The 15,995-nt window shown below is 73.2% G+C and carries 15 protein-coding genes; 9 read left to right on the forward strand and 6 right to left on the reverse strand.

The window, feature by feature from the left end; translation table 11 throughout:
* Positions 1-127 precede the first annotated feature (127 nt).
* Positions 128-820 carry a TetR/AcrR family transcriptional regulator gene (locus ACSHWO_RS04530; protein ID WP_438310132.1) on the reverse strand — a complete coding sequence of 231 codons (693 nt, stop codon included), beginning with the start codon at positions 818-820 and terminating at the stop codon, positions 128-130.
* A 181-nt stretch (positions 821-1,001) separates the two neighbouring features.
* Between ACSHWO_RS04530 and ACSHWO_RS04535 the strand changes: the two genes are divergently transcribed.
* Both ACSHWO_RS04535 and ACSHWO_RS04540 read left to right on the forward strand, forming a co-directional pair.
* Positions 1,002-2,513, forward strand: coding sequence for an FAD-dependent monooxygenase (locus ACSHWO_RS04535; protein ID WP_438318924.1), 1,512 nt, complete (start codon positions 1,002-1,004; stop codon positions 2,511-2,513).
* 157 nt (positions 2,514-2,670) lie between these two features.
* Positions 2,671-3,375: a DsbA family protein gene (locus ACSHWO_RS04540; RefSeq protein ID WP_438310133.1), complete on the forward strand. Its 705-nt coding sequence runs from the start codon at positions 2,671-2,673 to the stop codon at positions 3,373-3,375.
* Between the two features lie 47 nt (positions 3,376-3,422).
* Here ACSHWO_RS04540 and ACSHWO_RS04545 read toward each other — a convergent pair whose 3' ends face one another.
* Both ACSHWO_RS04545 and ACSHWO_RS04550 read right to left on the reverse strand, forming a co-directional pair.
* Complete coding sequence (locus tag ACSHWO_RS04545) at positions 3,423-3,740, reverse strand: PRC-barrel domain containing protein (protein WP_361085774.1); 318 nt, start codon at positions 3,738-3,740, stop codon at positions 3,423-3,425.
* 182 nt (positions 3,741-3,922) lie between these two features.
* Entirely contained in the window at positions 3,923-5,083 is a 1,161-nt protein-coding gene (locus ACSHWO_RS04550; RefSeq protein ID WP_438310134.1) for an alkaline phosphatase PhoX, read from the reverse strand.
* Between the two features lie 266 nt (positions 5,084-5,349).
* Here ACSHWO_RS04550 and ACSHWO_RS04555 point away from each other — a divergent pair, with 266 nt between their 5' ends.
* Complete coding sequence (locus ACSHWO_RS04555) at positions 5,350-5,592, forward strand: hypothetical protein (RefSeq protein WP_361085780.1); 243 nt, start codon at positions 5,350-5,352, stop codon at positions 5,590-5,592.
* A 24-nt stretch (positions 5,593-5,616) separates the two neighbouring features.
* Here the strand turns inward: ACSHWO_RS04555 and ACSHWO_RS04560 are convergent, their stop codons facing one another.
* On the reverse strand, positions 5,617-6,297 hold the full coding sequence (locus ACSHWO_RS04560) for a M15 family metallopeptidase (protein WP_438310135.1): 681 nt from the start codon (positions 6,295-6,297) through the stop codon (positions 5,617-5,619).
* Positions 6,298-6,427: 130 nt separating this feature from the next.
* Complete coding sequence (locus ACSHWO_RS04565) at positions 6,428-6,850, reverse strand: hypothetical protein (protein WP_438310136.1); 423 nt, start codon at positions 6,848-6,850, stop codon at positions 6,428-6,430.
* A 530-nt stretch (positions 6,851-7,380) separates the two neighbouring features.
* Here ACSHWO_RS04565 and ACSHWO_RS04570 point away from each other — a divergent pair.
* The 4 genes from ACSHWO_RS04570 (at position 7,381) to ACSHWO_RS04585 (ending at position 13,229) form a co-directional block, all read left to right on the forward strand.
* Positions 7,381-8,313: a terpene synthase family protein gene (locus tag ACSHWO_RS04570; protein WP_438310137.1), complete on the forward strand. Its 933-nt coding sequence runs from the start codon at positions 7,381-7,383 to the stop codon at positions 8,311-8,313.
* A gap of 15 nt (positions 8,314-8,328) precedes the next feature.
* Positions 8,329-9,684, forward strand: coding sequence for a cytochrome P450 (locus tag ACSHWO_RS04575; protein WP_438310138.1), 1,356 nt, complete (start codon positions 8,329-8,331; stop codon positions 9,682-9,684).
* Between the two features lie 244 nt (positions 9,685-9,928).
* Positions 9,929-12,823, forward strand: a complete 2,895-nt coding sequence (locus ACSHWO_RS04580; protein WP_438310139.1) for an ATP-binding protein — start codon at positions 9,929-9,931, stop codon at positions 12,821-12,823.
* 115 nt (positions 12,824-12,938) lie between these two features.
* Entirely contained in the window at positions 12,939-13,229 is a 291-nt protein-coding gene (locus ACSHWO_RS04585; protein ID WP_438310140.1) for a hypothetical protein, read from the forward strand.
* Between the two features lie 59 nt (positions 13,230-13,288).
* On the opposite strand, the gene ACSHWO_RS04590 is transcribed toward ACSHWO_RS04585, so the two are convergent.
* The gene (locus tag ACSHWO_RS04590) at positions 13,289-14,350 is read right to left on the reverse strand and encodes an alpha/beta hydrolase family protein (RefSeq protein WP_438310141.1); all 1,062 of its coding nucleotides are present in this window, start codon (positions 14,348-14,350) and stop codon (positions 13,289-13,291) included.
* 90 nt (positions 14,351-14,440) lie between these two features.
* On the opposite strand from ACSHWO_RS04590, the gene ACSHWO_RS04595 reads away from it, so the two are divergent.
* Positions 14,441-15,085 carry a GNAT family N-acetyltransferase gene (locus ACSHWO_RS04595; RefSeq protein WP_438310142.1) on the forward strand — a complete coding sequence of 215 codons (645 nt, stop codon included), beginning with the start codon at positions 14,441-14,443 and terminating at the stop codon, positions 15,083-15,085.
* Entirely contained in the window at positions 15,082-15,993 is a 912-nt protein-coding gene (locus ACSHWO_RS04600; protein WP_438310143.1) for a PaaX family transcriptional regulator C-terminal domain-containing protein, read from the forward strand. The genes ACSHWO_RS04595 and ACSHWO_RS04600 overlap by 4 nt, the downstream gene beginning before the upstream one ends.
* Positions 15,994-15,995 lie beyond the last annotated feature (2 nt).

Consider the following 15,995-nt stretch of genomic DNA (forward strand, 5'->3'; position numbering starts at 1 on the left):
TCCGCCGCCGGCCCCCGCCGCCGCCCGCCGCCGCCCGCCGCCGGCGGCGGTGCGCTGGGGGCGCAGCGGTGCCGGCGGGGCGCGGCCCCGGCTCCCGTTCCTGTGCCGGGTGAGGCCGGTACGGGGGTCAGCTGGCGCCGTAGCGGGCGGCGATGCCGTCGAGGATGAGCTGGAGACCTTCCTCGAACTGGGCGTCGTAGTCCTCGAAGAGGTGCGTTCCGGCGGCTGCGGCGAGCGGGTAGTCGGCGAGGCGCTCGCCGCGCTCGGCGACGTCGAAGCCCTCCCGCCGCTCACCCGGCACGGGGTGGACGCCCTGCTCCTCCGTGACGAAGCCCAGGGTGTACACGAAGGTCGTCGCGAGGGCGCGGACGGCCTGCGGCAGTCCGAGGCCGGCGTCCTGCAGGGCCCGCAGGTGCGCCTCCACCTGCTCGCCGTGTTCGGAGCCGGTGAAACGGGATCCGCTGAAGACGCGCGCGCCGTCGCGGTACGAGAGCAGCGTGCGCCGCAGGTGGCGGTTGCTGGCCAGCATCAGCGCGCGCCATGCGGGCCCGTCCGCCCCGGCCCCGTGCGCCTGCGGCAGCGCCGCCGGGTCGGCGGTCATGCGCCGGTGCATCTCGGTGGCCATCTCGTCGATGAGTTCTTGCTTGTTCTTGAAGTGCCAGTAGAGCGCGGGCGCCTTCACGTCCAGTTCGGCGGCGATGGCCCGGAGCGTGAGCTTCTCCAGCCCCGTCTCGTTCAGCAGGCGCAGCGCGGCTTCGGCAACGGTCACACGGCTCAGCGGCGGGACGCGGGGCGGCGTGCGCTCGGGCTTGGGGGTCATCGCCTGCCTCTCTCCTGTGGGCCGCGCGGAGGTGCGGCGTCCGGATCATCGGGGTTGACAGCTTAACAACGTTAAGGGCATCCTCGTGGCATCAGCTCCTTAACGGCGTTAAGGAAAGGTCGACCGAGAGGTCTCGGTGGAGGCGGGCGCGCTGCCCGCCGCAGGACGAACGGGGATGACGATGAACGCGGTGGACGTGGACGTGGACGCGTACGCGGGTGGGTCCGGCAGCGGGGCGGACGTGCTGGTGGTGGGGGCGGGCCCGACCGGCCTGGCGCTGGCCTGCTGCCTGGCGCGGCGGGGTGTGCGCCCGCTGGTGGTGGAGCGGGCGGGCGGGCTGTTCCCGGGCTCGCGCGGCAAGGGGCTGCAGCCGCGGACGCTGGAGGTCTTCGACGACCTCGGAGTGCTGGACGAGGTGCTGCGCTGGGGCGGGCCGGCGCCGGTCGGCATGGCATGGAAGGACGGCGTGCGGCTCGGCGAGCACCGCATGTTCGACGACGCGGAGGCCACCGAGCAGGATCCGTACACGGGCCCCTGGATACTGCCGCAGTGGCGGACGCAGGAGATCCTCCTGGCCCGACTGCGGGAACTGGGCGGTGACGTCCGGTTCGGCGTGGAGTTCACCGCCCTCACACAGGACGCCGACGGTGTCGAGGCCCTCATCGCGTCGGACGGCGGCCCGGCCGTCGCGGTCCGCGCGCGGTACCTGGTCGGCGCCGACGGCGGCCGGTCCACGGTCCGCCGGCTCACCGGGATCAAGATGTCCGGCGAACGCGTCGACCCCACCCCGCTGGTCGTGGCCGACGTGGTCGTCGACCACCTGGACCGCGACAACTGGCACCTCTTCCCGCCGGCCGAGGACGGCAGCCGGGGTTACGCGGCCCTGTGCCCGCTGCCCCACACGCAGGAGTTCCAGTTCGTCGGCCAGTGCCCCGAGATACGCGCCGAGCTCTCCGCCGACGACATCCACACCCTGGTGGCCGAGCTCACCCACGTCCGGGCCGAGGACGTCCGGGAGGTCCGCTGGGCATCGGACTTCACGGTGAACGCGGCACTCGCCGACCGGTTCCGGGAAGGCCGGGTCTTCCTCGCCGGCGACGCCGCGCACATCCACTCCCCCGCCGGCGGACAGGGCCTCAACACCAGCGTCCAGGACGCCTACAACCTGGGCTGGAAGCTCGCCGCCGTACTGTGCGACGGCGCGCCCGAGGCCCTGCTGGACACGTACGAGGAGGAGCGGCTGCCGCAGGCGGCCGCCGTGCTGGGGCTGTCCACACGGATCCACCGCGGCGAGGCCCGCCGCGGGGCCGCCACCCGGCAGCTCGGCATCCACCTCCGGGACTCGTCGCTCTCCCGGGAGACCCGGTCCGGCCTGCCGGACGGCACCCTCGCCGCGGGCGACCGCGCTCCCGACGGCCGGCGCGACGGGCTGCGGCTCTTCGACCTCTTCCGGGGGCCGCACTTCACCCTGCTCGCCGTCGACACCGACCTGCCGGAACAGCTGCCGCAGCTGCCCCAGCTGCGCACGGCGCGAATAGGTGCCTACGAGACCTACGGCCGCGGCCTGTTCCTGATCCGCCCCGACGGGTACACGGCCTGGGCCGCGTCCTCCGCGGCCGGAGCCGCCGACCTGGCGGACTGGGCGGTCCGGGTCGCGGGCCCGTCGGTCGGCGCCGCGCCGGCCGTCGGTTGACCACCGGGGCCGTCGGCACCCGCGGCGCGGCGACGGGGCGCGCCGCGGGTGCCGGGCCCGCACCCGTCCGTCCGACCGGGTACGGGGCGGCCCCGGGGTCGAGGGGCTGGGCGCGGGTGCGTACGCTCACCTCTCCGGACCAGGGGAGGAGACATACATGCAGGTCAGGTCCAGACGGCAGCTGCTCGTGGCGATCGGGGCGGCCGCACTGGCGCCGGCGACCGCCGGTTGCCTGCCGCTGGGAAGGCCGGACGACAGCGGCCGCGAGAGCGGGCCCATAGGGCCCGTGGCGCAGACGCTGGGACCGGACGGGACCAGCGTCAGGGTCGGCGACCCGTCGGCGGGCCTCACCGTCACGCTCTTCGAAGACCCGAGCTGCCCGGCCTGCGCCGAGTTCGAGACCACGGATACCGGCCCCCGACTGCTCCGGATGGCGGCGGCGGGCGAACTACAGCTCCGGTTCGCCCTGGGCTCGTTCCTCGGCCCCGGATCCAAGCGGGCCGTCAACGCCCTGCGGGCCGCACTGGACAAGGGCAGGTTCGTCGACCTGCACCAGGCGGTCTACGACGGCCAGGCCTCGGCCAAGCAGCGCGGCGGCTTCAGCACGAACGGCCTGCTCGACCTGGCCGCCACGGTCGGGGGGCTGCGCGACGCCGACTTCGACGACGCGGTGCGCACGGCCCGGCACCGGGAGTTCGTCGAGGCCGCCGACCGGGCCCTCAGCGCGTCCTGGATCCGCGGAACCCCGTCGATGGAGGTCAACGGCCGACCCGTCGCGGAGGGCGACCGCGATGTGATGGACGACGGGGCCGCCCTGCGCCGGTACCTGAAATCCGCCGCGGAGCGCCCGGCGCGCCACTGACCGCCCGCGCCGGGCATCTGCCGCGGGGCATCGGCTCGGGCATCGGCTCAGGTGTGGCTGTTCTTCGAGGAGTAGTGCTCGATGATCTGGATGGCCGCCATGTCGTCGCCGTGCTGGCCGCGCTCGAACTCGGGCGCGTCCTTGACCTCGGCCCGGGTCGCGGACAGGTGGACGGTCTCGTTCTCCTCGTCCACCCGGGTGACGACCGAGGCCGGCACCAGGACGTGCCTGCCGAAGATCCACGGGCCGGTGTCCACCACCATGAACTGCCGTCCGACGTACTCGCTGTGCCGGTCCACCTTGCCGATGGCGCCGTCGGCGGCCTCGACCTTGTAGCCGATGAGGTCGGCCAGGTCAGCGGTCATACGTCTCACCTCTCCCGTCCGGGCTGCGGCCCGCGTCCAGCCCGGCCGGCCGAGAGCATGCCTCAGCCGGCCAGGGAAGCGACATACGGGTCATTTACCCCTCTTCGGTGGCTCCACACGGCCGGGCGAGCCCGCCCGGGGCGGTCGGCGGGGCCGCCGGGTGCTGCCGCCAGGGGGCGACGTCAGGTGCGGAAGGGGCCCGTCACCTCGTACGTGATGCCGGCGGAAGAGCTGCCGCTGGTGCCGCGCTGGCTGGAGAAGTACAGCCGGCTGCCGGCGGGCGCGAAGGCGGGCCCGGTGATCTCGGAGGACGACTGCCCCGTGATCCGCAGGAACGGCGCGACGACGTCGTCCGGGGTGATCACGCAGATCTCCATGTTGCCGCCGTCCTCGGCGACGTACAGGTCTCCGAACGAGGATCCGGTGACGTTGTCGACGCCGGTGAGCGGGGCGCTGCCGCCGACCACGAGCGAGTCGTCGTAGGCCAGCTCGTAGGTGCTGTCGGCCAGGTTGAGCTGCCAGACGCGGTTGTCCCCCTTCGTCGTGAACCAGACCGTGTCGTTGGCGTAGTGGCAGCCCTCGCCACCGTTGAAGCGCTTGGCGCCGGAGACCTGGTTGCGGGTGGTGGTGGGCGAGCCGTCCGGGTCCGGTACGTTCTGCCAGGTGAAGGAGCCCGAGGTGGCGGAGCCCGCAACCAGCACCTGGAGGGTGCCGTCGTTGAGGTTGCCCCAGGCGGCCGGGAGGAAGCGGTAGAAGCAGCCGTCCGGCTCGTCCTCGGTCAGGTAGACCGCCCGCCGAACCGGGTCGGCCGCGGCCGCCTCGTGCTTGAACCTGCCCATCGCGGGCCGCCGGACGGCCGCGTTCACGCCCCACGGGTCGGTCTCGTAGACGTAGCCGAGGCTGACCTCCTCGCAGGAGAGCCAGGTGTTCCACGGCGTCTTGCCGCCCGCGCAGTTCTGGCGGGTGCCGGAGAGGATCCGGTACGCGGAGGTGACGGTGCCGGAGGAGTCGAAGCGGACCGCACTGGCGCCGCCGGAGGGGTTGACCTCTGAGTTGGACACGTAGATCCAGCCCGTGCCGTCGGCGTAGCACGCACCGCCGTCGGGGGCGTTGTGCCACTGGTACGCGGTGCCGGGGACGGTCTGGCCCGAACGGGCGATGACGCGGCTGGTGAAACCGGTGGGCAGCATGATCCCGTTCGCGTCGGCCGGGCGTAGCGCCCCGTACGGGCCGGGGCCAGGCTGGGCGGGGGCGGCGTAGGCGGCGCCGCGCATGAGCGTGCCACCGAAGGCGGCGGCGGAGGTGCCGACCACAGCACCGCGCAGGAAGGTACGACGTTCCACGGTCACTCCTCGGAGAAGGGGAGAGCGGGGGGAGCGCTGAGGAAGTTAGGGGCTGGGCGTTGCGTCCACGCCAACGCCGAGTGTCGCGGGGGCGGCCGCTGCCGAACCCGGAGGGACCGCGAAGGCGACGGGAGCGTACCGCCGCGCGGCCGAGGAGTCCCGCCCCGCGGACCACCGGCACGGGTGATCAACCGCACGCATGTACGAGACCCTCGGCAGGCAGGTTCCGCTTGCGCCATAAATCGAACAAGTGGGCTAATTCCTGTATGGCGCGAACCGAGTTCCCCGACGATCTCCTCCTGACCCAGGTCAGGGTGATCCAGACCTATGCCGCCCTCGCCCGGCAGCCCGGAGCGGGCACCACGAGGATGCGGCGCGCACTGATCCTCGAGCTGCGCCTGCTGTACTCCCATCCGTACTGGACCGACGCCGCCCACTCGTACGCCGATCTGGTCGAACTGCGCCGGCTCGCCCGCATCCACGCCCGGGCCTGGGCGGAGGCCGCCTGACCCCGGGCGGGTCCGGCAGCCCGATCAGCCACCGGTCGCCGAGAAGTGCTGGTAGTCCGGGTTCGACCAGCGCCCGCCCCAGCGCCAGCCGACCTCCGCGAAGGCCCGGGGGACGGCGTCGCCGGGGCGGATCATGCCCGGCGCGGTGCGGTCGCGGCGGAGGTACGGCCGGGCGGCCGACGGGTGGACGACGCCGGTGCGGTCCACGTACGGGTTCTCCACGGTGTTGATGTCGACGGCGTCGCCGTACGCGTGCCGGGACAGCCGCGAGTGGTCCCCGGCGACCCGGCGGCAGTTGAAGGCGGAGGTGTTGTCATCGGCCATCGACTTGGCGTCGTCGCCGCCGTACGCCGAGACGGGCCGCATCCGGCGGATGGGGAACCCGGCCCGGAACGCCTCGCCGAAGACGTACAGCAGCGGCCGGACCACGCGTTGGTGGACGACGAGCTCCCCCCGGTGGACCTTGCCGTCGAAGCCCCAGTGGTTCATCCGGACCAGCCGCAGCCGGTCCGGGCCGACCGGGCACCCGGGGCGGTACGTGGTACCGAGCACGACCGCCGGGACCTCCGTCACCCGGGCCGCCAGGTCCCGTGTCCGGTCCGCCACGCGCAGTCCGGGCGGCGGGAGCGTGGCACTGCGCGTACAGGACGGGACGGCGGCACCGAGCACGACGACCATGGCGACGGCGAGGGGGGCGAGGCGCACCGGTCCACGGTAGACGGCCCGGCCCCGCCGTCCCGCACGCCACGGGCAACACGGCACCGAGTTCGACCGTACGGCAGTTGCGGACCCTGGCCGGGCAACGCCCCGGTGACGCAGATCGGCTGACCCGACGTCAGGCGGGCGGTCCGGGGGACGCCGGGTTGCCGGCGCGCAGGATGCCCTCGAGTTCCGCTTGGATCCACATCCGCTCGGCGTCGACGCGCCGGGGGCCCGTGTTCTCGACGACCGCCCAGCCCTTGTCGCCATCCGGTGCGGCGAGTTCGACCAGGTGGTGGTCGCTCCGCCCGGTGATCATCACGGCGAGCAGGGACACGTACTCGCGCTGCAGGTCAGGGGCGAGCTCGCCGCCGCCGGGCACTTCGAGCACGGTCTGGGGGCGACCCTCCCACAGCAGGTCGCAGGTGGTCTGGACTGCACGGATGAGCACTTCGAACCGTTCCCCGCTCAGGCGGGCCCGCACGCGTTCCAGATAGGAGCCCAGGACGTCCGCCCCGGGGTCGCCGTCATCCGGTTCAGCCGGACGGTTCTCGACCACGTTCCCACCCCTCCCGGACGGCCATGTCCACCCGCAGTCTAGGCAGAACCCCCCGTCCCCAAGGCGTTCTTCGCGCACTTGCCGGCTCCTCCGCAACGTCCCGGCCAACGGGCCACGGACGTACGCGACGGCACCCACGACCGTCGCCGACTATGCCATCCACATATTCTGTACGAATAGACAGCACGGGTTTTCGGGACCAATTCACCATCTTCCGCCGCTCAACATTGACAGCGCAGTCCCCCCTGGGGGTTAATTGCTTTGCAGATGGCCGGATCCTTTCGACAGGCGACCGATTCCTCCCCACAAACATCACACATTCCCGTGAAAATTCCGTAGCGGAGAGGGGAACGCTCCAGGTCGCGGCCTCCATGTTCCATGGTGGACGACAACTGACGGACGAGACTTCCTCATGGGGGGACCAAATGGCCGAGCTCGCTGATTTCACCGTTCCGGATTTCCATCTGCCTTTCGGTAACGCGAAGCACCCGCATGCCGCGCTCGCCAATGCCGAGGCGACCTCCTGGGCGGTGCGTCATGAACTCGTCACCGACGCCGTGGACCAGTTCGCGGGGATCGGTTTCGGCCACCTCGCGGGCCGGGTGAGCGGCGACGTGCCGTACGAGACGGTCGTCCTGCTCGCCGAGTGGATGGCCTGGTCGTTCGTCCTGGACGACCAGCACGACCATCTCATCAGGAACGGCCAACTCGCCGCATGGCGGCCCGTCGTCGGCGCCATCACCGAGTACCTGGGTACGGGCCGGATCGACCATGCACCGGCGCGCGGGAACCCGCTCGTGCGCGGGTTCACCGAGCTGTGCGACCGGATCCTCGCCGGGCTGTCCGAGCCGGCGGCGGCACGCTTCCGGGCCCATTTCCGGCTCGTGCTGGGCTCGTTGGACCAGGAGGCGGGCAACCGGCGGGCAGACGGCCGCCCGACGGTCGAGGAGTACGTCCTGCTGCGCCGGCACAGTGCCCAACTGCTGCCCATGATGGACATGGTGGAGGCCGGCCTGGGCATCGACCTGCCGCAGCGGATCCACGACCTGCCCGAGCTCCGCGACCTCGTCGCGAGCGCCCTGGACGTCATCGGGTGGGAGAACGACGTGTTCTCGCTACCGAAGGAGCACTCCTGCGGGGACAACAACAACCTCGTCTCCCTCACCGCCACCTGGGAGCGGTGCTCACTCGACGACGCACTGCGGGCCGTGGAGGAGCGGATCCACGCGCGCATCGAGGACTACCTCGACTGCAGGCAGCGGCTGTTCCAGACCCTGGACGGCGGCGAGGGCACCGACCCGGCCCTGCGCACACAGGTCGCCCGGTGCGTGCGCAGTTATGAAGACTGGATGATCGGCGCGGATCTGTGGCAGCGTTACGAGTGCACGCGGTACCGCGACGAACGGTTCGCGGCCGGGCTGGAGTCTGCGTACACCCGCCCGGACCTGGTATCGGTGGCATGACGAGGGGGTCCGCCCGTGGCACACGTGGAACGAGGGGCCCCCGCGGTCGGCGCCCCCGTGGCCCCGGGGCGGTTACCGCTCCTCGGCCACGCCCTACCGCTGTGGCGGCAGCCGATCGCCTTCCTGGAGTCGCTGCGGGACCACGGCGAGGTCGTCCGGATCGACATCGGCACCTGGCCGGTGCACGTCCTGACGACCCCTGAGCACGTCCACTCCGTCCTGGTACAGCAGGCAGAGCGGTTCGGACGCGGACGGATCTTCGACCGACTCCGCCCGGTGTTCGGCAACGGCATCGTGACGACCGACGGGGACTTCCACCGCGGCCAGCGGCGGATGATGCAGCCGGCGTTCCAGCGGAACCACGTCACCGGGTACGCCGAGGCGATGTGCCGGCAGGCCGAGGCGATGGCCGCCTCGTGGACGGACGGGCGGGAGGTCTCCATCGTCACCGAGACCCGCCGCTACGCGATGTCCTCGGTCGCCGAGATGATCTTCTCGGGGGAGCTGAGCCGCCCTGCCGTCGACGAGGTGCACCGCTCCCTGCCGGTCGTCCTGGAGGGCATGCTGCTGCGCGCGGTCATGCCCAAGTCCCTGGACCGGCTGCCCCTTCCGCTCAACCGGCGGTTCGACACCGCCGCCGAGCGGCTGCGCGGGGTCATCGACGAGGTGATCTCCCAGTACCCGGTCCGGGACCCGGAGGGCCGCCACGACCTGCTCTCGCACCTGCTGTCGAGCACCGACCCGGAGACGGGCCGGAAGATGGACCCCGAGCAGGTACGGGACGAGGTGATCGCCATCATGTTCGCCGGTACGGAGACCTCGGCGACCACCCTGGCCTGGACGTTCCACGAGATCGGCCGCCACCCGGAGGTCGAGGAGCGCCTGCACGCCGAGGTCGACGCGGTGGTCGGCGACCGGCCCGTACGCCCCTCGGACCTGTCCGGGCTGACGTACGCGCATCGCGTCTTCCAGGAGGCGCTGCGGCTGCACTCGCCGCTGCTCTTCACCCGGCGCGCCCTGGTCCCGCTCACCCTGGGGGGCGTGTCGATCCCGGAGGGGGCCGAGCTGGCCTACAGCCCGTACTCCCTGCACCGCGACCCGGCGCTGTTCCGCGATCCGGAGGTCTTCGATCCGGACCGTTGGCGGCGGGACGAGGGCGACCGGCCGCGCGCCCACCGGTACATCCCGTTCGGGGCGGGTCAGCACAAGTGCATCGGGGACACGTTCGCGGTGGCGGAGATCCTGACCGCGGTGGCGAGCGTGGCCTCCCGGTGGCGCCTCGAACCGGCCCCGGGGGTCGCCGTCCGTGAGGTTCCCGCCGGGATACCGCAGCCCAGCTCACTCCCCATGATCCCGGTCGCCCGCCGCTGATCCGGGCCGGCCGGCCCATCCGACCGCGCCGGGATCCCCGGCGCGGTCGGATCGTCCCCACTCTCCCGCCGGTCGCTTCGCGCCATTTCTCGATCAATCCCCAACGAGGAAGTGCGCGGAGGGTACAGCATTGCACTCGCACGAGTGGCGGGATACGGAGAATGCAACGTGATTCGACAACGTCTCGTCCCCAGGGCCATACACTCGGCCGCACGCGCAGGAGGGGGCAGGAATGTCGTATGCCATGGAACCCAGAGGAGGGGCGCCGAAGCCCCTGCTCGAGCGGGAGTCCGAACTGCTGGCGATCCGACGCGCGGTGGACGATCTGCGCGGCGTATCCGATCAGGCTACGGGCGCGTCCACCCGCCGCGGAGGCGTGCTGACCTTCGCGGGATCGGCCGGCATAGGCAAGACCACGCTGCTGGGTGAGGCCCGCCGGTACGCCACCGACCGCGGCTGCACGGTGTTGTTCGCACGCGGTGGCGAACAGGAGCGGCAGGTGCCGTTCCACGTGATGCGCCAGCTCACCCAGCCGACGTTCGCCGCGATGAACGAGGACGACCGGCGGGCCGCGCTCGGCAACTGGCACTCCATCGTCGCACCGGCGCTCGGCCTGACCGCCGCCCGGAAGGGCCCGACGGTGCCGGACCCGCAGGGTGTGCGCGACGGCCTGGACTGGGTCGTCACCCAGCTGACGGTGCGCGCCGCGCCCGTCGTGCTCATCCTCGACGACGCGCACTGGGCGGACGCCGAGTCCCTGGCGTGGCTGACCGGGTTCGCGGCGCGCGCAGAGGAACTGGCCATGCTGATCATGGTGGCCTGCCGTCCGGACGAGATCCCCACCGATGCCGCCGGGCTGCGCAACCTGATGGGGCGGCGCGGGGCCCGGCCGCACGAGCTGGCTCCGCTCACCACCGGCGCGGTGGCGCAGATCGTCCGCGACGCCCTCGGGTCGAGCGCCGACGACGTGTTCTGCCGCGAGTGCTGGGCGATCACCGGTGGAAACCCCTTCGAGGTCGTCGAGTTGGCGATGAAGGGCCGTGACCGCGGGCTGAAACCGCACCAGGACAACATCGCGCAGCTCCGCGACCTGGCCTCCGCGGTCAAGGGCAGCGGTCTCATCGAGCGCCTGGAGCAGCTCGGGACCTCGACCGTGCGGTTCGCCTGGGCCGCCGCGGTGCTGGGCACCGCGGTCCCGACCGGCATCGTCGGCAGTGTCGCGGCGCTCGGCGAGGCGCAGGCCGCCGACGCGATCGAGCAGCTGCACGCCGCCCGTATCCTGACCGTCCTGCCCAGCCTGCGGAGCAAGCAGGTCGTGGAGTTCTTCCACCCCCTGATCGCCACCGCCGTCTACCGGTCGATCCCGCCGGGCGTGCGCGTCGCGATGCACGGCATGGCCGCCCAGGCACTGATCGACGACGGGCACGGGACGTCCGCCGCCGCCCGCCATTTACTGGAAATGCACCCTGAGGGCGACCCGTGGGTGGTGCAGCAGCTCCGGCAGGCGGCGCGCGACAGCTTCTCCGCCGGTGCACCCGCCGCGGCCCGTCGCTATCTGGCCCGTGCGCTGCGTGAACCGCCCGAGGCCGAGGACCGGGCCGAGGTGCTGTTCGAACTCGGTTCGGCGAACCTGCTGCACGACCCGGTGACGACCATCAACCAGCTCAGGACGGCGCTGGAGGAGCCGCAGATCGCCCAGGGCCTGCGGGAGTCGATCACGTACCGGCTCGCACAGGCGCTGGCGCACACGGGCCAGCTGGAGAAGGCCGCCGGGCTGCTCGCCGACGAAGCGCGCAGTGCGACGAGTGCCCAGACCCGGCTGCGCATGCAGGCCGAGCAGTTCAAGTGGAACTCGGTCCGGGTCGACGAGGAGGACTCTCCCGCCAGGTCACGGCTCCTGGCCCAGTTCGCCAAGCGGCTCAGCGGCCGCGGTCTGGCCGAGCGGCACATCCTCGGGCTGCGCGCCTGGGACGCCGCCGTGCGCGGGGAACCCGTCGCCACCTCCCTCGGCTACGTGGAGCAGGCCCTCGACGGCGGCATGAGCTGGACCGACCTGGACTTCGGGTTCGAGGTGCCCGCCGTCATCGCGGTCACCCTCATGTACTGCGACCAGCCGGGCCGCGCCGAGGAACTGTTCAACGAGGGCATCCTCGACTTCGAGTCGAAGGGATGGCGCGGCGCCCACCTGTCGTTCGTGTACACCCTGCTCGGTTACGTCCGCTACCGGCGCGGGCGACTCGCCGAGGCCGAGGACTTCGTGCGCAACGGCCTGGAGATCGCCAACCGCATCGGGCACGACATCCCGGCGCAGTGGTACGCCATCGGCACCCTCATCGAGACGCTGCTCGCCCGCGGCGACCTCACGCAGGCCGAGGAGGTCGCCCGCAACTACGGGCTGTCGGAGGGGTTCCCGCGTGCCATCGTCTACCCCGATCCGCAGGCCGTGTGGGGCAGGCTGCTGTTGGCCCAGGGCCGCATCGAGGAAGCGGAGCAGCAGCTGGGCGAGGCGGGACGGCGCCTCGACCTACGCGGTACGCGGAACCCCGCGTGGAGTCCGTGGCAGCTCGACCTGGCCCTCGCGCAGGCGACGTACAACCAGGAGCTGGCGCGGGCCACGGCGGCCGAGGCCGTGGCACGGGCCCGCGCGTTCGGCGCGCCCAGTGTGATCGGCCAGGCGCTGCGCGTCGCGGCGGCGACCACGGACCCGGTGCAGGCGACCGTCCTGCTCCAGGAGGCGGTCTCCCACCTGGAACAGTCGCCCGCCGCCTACGAGTTCGCGCACGCGCTGATCGACCACGGCACGGCCCTGCAGACCGTCGGCGATCCGCACCGGGCGGCGCAGCAGCTGTACCGGGGCATGGAGACCGCGGTCGCCTGCAGTGCGGACGCCCTCGCCGACCGGGCCCGCTCGCAGCTCGCCTCGGCCGGTCTGCGCCCGCGCCGGCTGCACACCTCGGAGCAGGACACGCTGACGGTCGCGGAGCACGCGGCCGCCCGGCACGCCGCCCTCGGCCTGGACAACGCGGCCATCGCCAAGGAGCTGCACGTCGAGGCCCCGACGGTGACGGAGCTGCTGTCCGCGGCCTTCACCAAGCTGGGCACCGACCGGGTCGGACTCCGCCGGGCGCTCGGCATGTGACGGCCGGCCGGGATCGCCCTCGGACACCCCCGCCCGCGGTTCCGGGCGGGGGTGTCCCCGTGCGCCGGGTGGGAAGAACCCTCCGGACGGCGCGAGCGGAGGGGGCGGATTCCGCATGGACGAGGACGGAGCGGAACGGGGAAAGGCGGGTTTCGGACGGCCAGGGGGGTCGGAGGAACCGGAGCGCCTCGCGACCGCGGCCGGCTGCCTGGGGTGGATCCTCGCGATCGCGGCCCTGGTGGTGGGGTCGTCGGGCGGCCCCTGGCCGCTGGCGGTGGCGGCCTTCCTCGGCGTGCTCGCGGTGACCGGGGTGGCCGCCGTCGGAGCGGACCGACGCGGAAGCGGCGCCCCCGACGACGGTGGAGGCGGCGGCCGGGGCGGCACCGGCGGCACCACCGGGGGCTAGGGCTGAGGCTGCGGCGGGTGCGGCTGACTCCCGGGGCCTCGGGGGTGGTCGGCCGGCGGTCACCTCTGGGCTCCTGCGCCGGCCACGGAGGCCAGGAAGTCCCGCTGGTCGGCCAGGAAGCCCCGGGCGAACAGGGACCGCGGCGCGCACAGCGCGGTCAGGATGAGGCGGGACGACGAGCTCTCGACGGCGTGGTCGACCAGGCCGTGCGTGGCGTCGGGGTAGTGCGCGACGCGCAGCGCGGGCCCGGGCAGGAGGCGCCGGTAGGCGGCCTCGGTCTCGGCGGTGTCCACGTTCACGTCGTGGCCGGCGAGCACCAGGAGGACGGGCATCCTGCGCAGTGCGGGCAGGTCGGCGCTCGCGTCGGCGGTGTGGTTCCTGGAGACGAAGCGCCAGCGGGCGGCGGTCATGCCCTGCGCGTCACCGACGGCCCGTACGTACTCCTCGTAGGGGGCGCCCCGCGCCAGCAGGTCCAGGCCGGTCTCGCGGCGGCGCAGGGCGGCGGCGACCTCGGTGTCGGAGGCGCCGTCGCGGCGCAGCTCGGCGAGGAGGTTGTAGCGGCCCTGCCGGAGCCAGTTGACGGCGGGTGAGACGGCGATGGCGAAGGCCACCCCCGGGTCCTTGGCGGCGATCTTGGGGAGGACCCAGCCGGCCTGGCTGGCGCCCCACAGGCCGATCCGGCGCCCGTCGACGTCCGGCCGCTGCCGGGCCCAGGCGATGGCGTCGGCGGCCTCTGCGGCCCGGTCGTCCATGGTCTGGTCGAGCCAGTCTCCGGGGGCGCCGCCCACGCCCGGCTTGTTCCAGGACAGCGAGGCGTGGCCGGCGCGGGCGAAGGACTCCCACAGCGGCCGGTAGAAGCCGTCGTGGGTGGCGTCGACGGGCCCGTCGCCGTGGACGAACACCACCAGCGGGAACGGCCCCCTCCCCGTCTTCGGCCGGGCCAGCACGCCCTGCAGCGTCCGGCCCCCGTGACGTACGGTCACCGCCTCTTCGCTCAGGTCGTAGGTGTTCTGCCAGACCACGAGGCCGCCCAGGCCGGCGGCCAGCACCGTCAGTGCGGCCAGCGTGGCGAGCACGGCCCGTACCGCCCGGCGGCGGCGCGTCGTGCGTGCGGATGTCATCCAACCCCCAAAGGAACTATCGTCTTCCAAACGATCGTTTCTAAATCGACCGTACTATCTTCGTACGAGGAATGCGAGCAAGGAGGAACCATGGACACGGCAGTCGTCATCCGGCGCGGCGTACCCCGCGGAGCCGAGGAGCGGGTCGCCGAGCTGTACTGGGAGGCCTTCGGCCGCAAACTCGGAGCCGCCCTCGACCCGCCGGAGCGCGGCCGGGCGTTCATCGCCCGGCACCTGAACCACGACCGCGCCGCCGTCGCCCTCGCCCCGGGCGGGGACCGGGTCGTCGGGGTGGCCGGCTACCAGCTGGGCGGGCGCGCCCTGACCGGCGGCGGGGTGCGGGACGTGCTCCGCGCGTACGGGCTCTTCCGCGGCCTGCCGCGGCTCGCCGCGCTGGCCCTGCTCGAACGCACCGCGGAACGGGGTGAGCTCGTCATGGACGGCATCGCCGTCGACCCGGCCCACCGGGGCGCCGGCATCGGCAGCCTGCTGCTCACGGAGATCGCGGCGGTCGCGGCCGGACACGGCTGCTCCCGGATCCGTCTGGACGTCGTCGACGTCAACCCGCGCGCCCGCGCCCTGTACGCGCGGCACGGCTTCGCCGCGGTGCGCACGGAGCGGACCCCGTACCTCCGGGCGCTGATGGGCTTCGGCGCAGTGACTACGATGCACCGGACGGTCCCGGGACACCCCGGCGGCGCGGGCCCCGGAAACCCCTTGGAGCAGCAGCGATGACGAGCAGGCCGTCGGCGCGGAGCACGGCGGGGCCGGCCGCGCCCGGGATCGGGACCCGGACCCTCGTGCACGCCCTCGTCCGCGAGGACGGCACCGTCGACGCCGGCGAGCTGTACGCCGTCGCCGAGGCCCTCGGCATGACGGACCAGCAGGTCCGGCTGTGCGTCAAACGGCTGGTCGGCGAGGGCCGGTTCACCCAGGAGGGCCGGGGCCGCAAGGCCCGGCTGCACGCCACCGCCGACGCGACCGGATCCGTCGCACCCGACGTGGAGTACGTCCGGCACGCCTTCCGGCAGGACCGCGGGCTCGCCCCCTGGGACGGAACCTGGCACCTGTTCGCCTTCGCCATCCCCGAGTCCTCCCGGCAGGCCCGCGACGCACTGCGCGACACCCTGCTCCACCTGGGCGCGGCCCCGCTCCAGGGCGGGTTGTACGTCAGCGCCAACGCGATCGGGGAGATCGTGGAGGCCCACGCCCGCGGGCTCGGCGTCCTCTCCTCCCTCACCCGGCTCACCAGCCGCGACCTGCGGGTCGGAGAGGAGGACGACCCGGCCCGGCTGGCGGCGCTGCTCTGGCCGCTCCCGGCGGTCGCGGAGCGGCACGAGGCGCTGGCCGCGCTCGCCGCGGCCCGGCTGGCCCTGCTGTCGGGCCCGGACCGGCCCACCGGGATCGAGCGGCTGACGTTCGCCATCGAACTGGCCGCGGCCTTCACCGACGCGATGGAACCCGACCCGCTGCTGCCGCCCGAGCTGCTCCCCCAGCCCTGGCCGGGCACCCGGGCCCGGGCTCTCGCCGCCCGGTGCTGGGACGCGCTCGCGGCCGGGGACGCGCAGGACCCGGCGCGGCTGCGGCTGTTCCGGCTCTACGGGGGCGTCGGCAGCGCCGCCGAGCAGCCCGGCGGGAACTGACC

This window comes from Streptomyces pallidus (ex Mingjun et al. 2026) (genome assembly GCF_051550185.1).
Classification (GTDB): Bacteria; Actinomycetota; Actinomycetes; order Streptomycetales; family Streptomycetaceae; genus Streptomyces.